The sequence below is a fragment of the Streptomyces sp. NPDC056231 genome (assembly GCF_048270745.1).
In the GTDB taxonomy this organism is placed as follows: Bacteria; Actinomycetota; Actinomycetes; order Streptomycetales; family Streptomycetaceae; genus Streptomyces.
Window position 1 is genome coordinate 1 of the sequence record NZ_JBLVKW010000186.1, and the last position, 2,197, is coordinate 2,197.

The 2,197-nt window shown below is 66.9% G+C and carries 1 protein-coding gene; it reads right to left on the bottom strand.

The annotated features are described in order from the left end of the window. Window positions 1-117: 117 nt before the first annotated feature. The gene (ltrA, locus tag ACNPQM_RS43975) at window positions 118-1,593 is read right to left on the bottom strand and encodes a group II intron reverse transcriptase/maturase (RefSeq protein ID WP_418088392.1); all 1,476 of its coding nucleotides are present in this window, start codon (window positions 1,591-1,593) and stop codon (window positions 118-120) included. Between the last annotated feature and the right edge of the window lie 604 nt (window positions 1,594-2,197).

Below are 2,197 nucleotides of genomic sequence, written 5' to 3' on the forward strand. Positions count from 1 at the left end.
CTCCGCTGAGTAGGCCCGGAGCGCGGTGCCGGGGTTGCTCCCGGTCCGTTTCTCCGGACCTCTCGCCGAACCCGCCGTGCGCCTCTCAACGCAACGGGCTCTCCACGGTCTCTGCCGTCAGGCGTGGTTGGTTCCGGTCCAGGGATTGGGGATCCTCGACGCCCGGTAGCGGTAACGGGTGACCGTTACCGTCTGGAGGTCGAACAGTTCGATCCCGTCCGCGTGCGGGCGGCGCCAGCCCCCGTGGGGGTTGGCGAGCCACCGGCGGACGTCCTTCCACCTCCAGCGATGCAGGGCTCTCAGCCACCGGGCCACCCGCCACCAGACGAAGTGTTCCAACATGCTGAAGGTGTGTTTCGCCACTGCGTGCTTGAAGTAGTTGGCCCAGCCGCGCATGATCTGATTGAGACGGATCAGCACGTCCCTGGGAGGGTGTTGCGACGTCCTGTGTGTCAGGGCACGGATCTTCGCCTTCAGCGACCGGAGGGGCCGGTCGGCGATGAAGGTGTAGACGTGCCACTTGTCGTTGGTTCCCTGCTTGCGGCGCCACTGGATGCGAAACCCCAAGAAGTCGAACCCGTCGGTCATGTGCACGATTCGGGTCTTGGCCGGTGACAGCCGAAGGCCCAGAGGTTCCAGCACATGAGCGATGTCTTCCTGCAGCGTTTCGACGTCGTCGCGGGTGCCGTTCACGAGGACGACGAAGTCGTCCGCGTAACGGACGACCCGCCATCTGGGCAGGCCCAGATACCGACGTCGATCCCGCCGGGAGCCGGTACTCATCTCCCCGCCGTTCTTCCACGGCCTGTGCAGGTGCTCGTCGAGCGTCGACAGGACGATGTTGAAGATCAACGGTGACAGGATCCCGCCTTGAGGGGTGCCGGTGTAGGTGTCCCGGTACTGGCCGTCCTCGGTGAGGACACCAGCCTTCAAGAACGCCTTGACCAGCTCCAGTACGCGCTTGTCCTTGACCCTGGCCCGCACCGCGTCCATGGCGGCGCGGTGCGAGACGTTGTCGAAGGCCGCCTCGAGATCCGCGTCCAGCACCCATCGATAGCCTCGGGTGCCGAAGTAGTGGATCTCGGCGATCGCGTCCTGGGCCCGTCGGGCGGGCCGGAACCCGTAGGAGACCGGCTCGAAGTCGGCCTCGAAAATGGGCTCCAGCACCAGTTTCAGTGCGGCCTGGACCAAGCGGTCCTCCACCCGGGGAATCCCGAGCTTGCGGACCTTTCCCGAGCCACCGGGCTTGGGGATCTTGCGCTCGCGCGCCGGCATCGGGCTCCAGGCCCGTGCCTTGAGACGCTCACGCACCTCGGCCAGGAAGGCAGGGACGCCGATCTCGGACTCGATCCAGACGACCGTGCGGCCATCCACGCCGGGAGTCCGCGCCCCCTGATTACCCGCGACCCGGTCCCACGCGATGCGCAGCGTGGCCGGGTCGTGCACGAAGTTGAACAGGTCGTCGAACCTGCGGCCGGGGTCGGCCGCCGCCCAACGGTGAAGCTTGGCCTGCATCTCCGATACCCGCTGACGGGGCCCCACTTCGGGGTCCGCCGACGGAGCACCGCCGTTCGGCGGCGCGTCTTCCGGCATTGCAGCATCCTTCCCTTCTCGATACCGCTGCCGCCCTTCCCCATGTGACCGGCTCTCCCGGCCTCGGAGTACTACGGCGGCTCCGCCCCGTCCCGGACCGATCAGTCGTCGGTGGACTCAGCCCCGCCACCACCGCCGGACGCGGCGTGCAGGGCAAGGACCGGGACGGTTCCCGTGTTCACTGTGGTTCGCTCGATGAAGTAGGAGCCCGACTGTGTCCCTGTGGCATCGCCGCGAGTACGCCGCAGACCTTCCCCACGGCCTCCCGGGCAGCTCTTGAATACCGCCCCAGGAGTTCTCCAGACCACCCGAAAGAGCGACCCGGATACGCGCCACGCCCGGCCCAGATCCACCAGGTTCGAGCCGGTGTCGCTTTGAGAGACGTAAAACGCCGGTTCCTCGCGTACTCCTCTCCATCACGCTCGCCGAACCCGCACCATCTGGCAGTACTGGCACGTCCCGGCTTTGTCAGGGCCGCTTCCCGCCCTTCCCGGCACCACCCGGATCAGGCTGCCCTCAGCTTCAACAACCCTGCTGCGACAGGGTGCTGGTGCAGGTCTTTCACCTCCACTCGAACCAACAGCGCCTCACGGCGCAACCAAGA

Bases quoted from the DNA above. Each gene is read 5' to 3' on its own strand.
- ltrA (WP_418088392.1), bottom strand. From the start codon at position 1,593: ATGCCGGAAGACGCGCCGCCGAACGGCGGTGCTCCGTCGGCGGACCCC.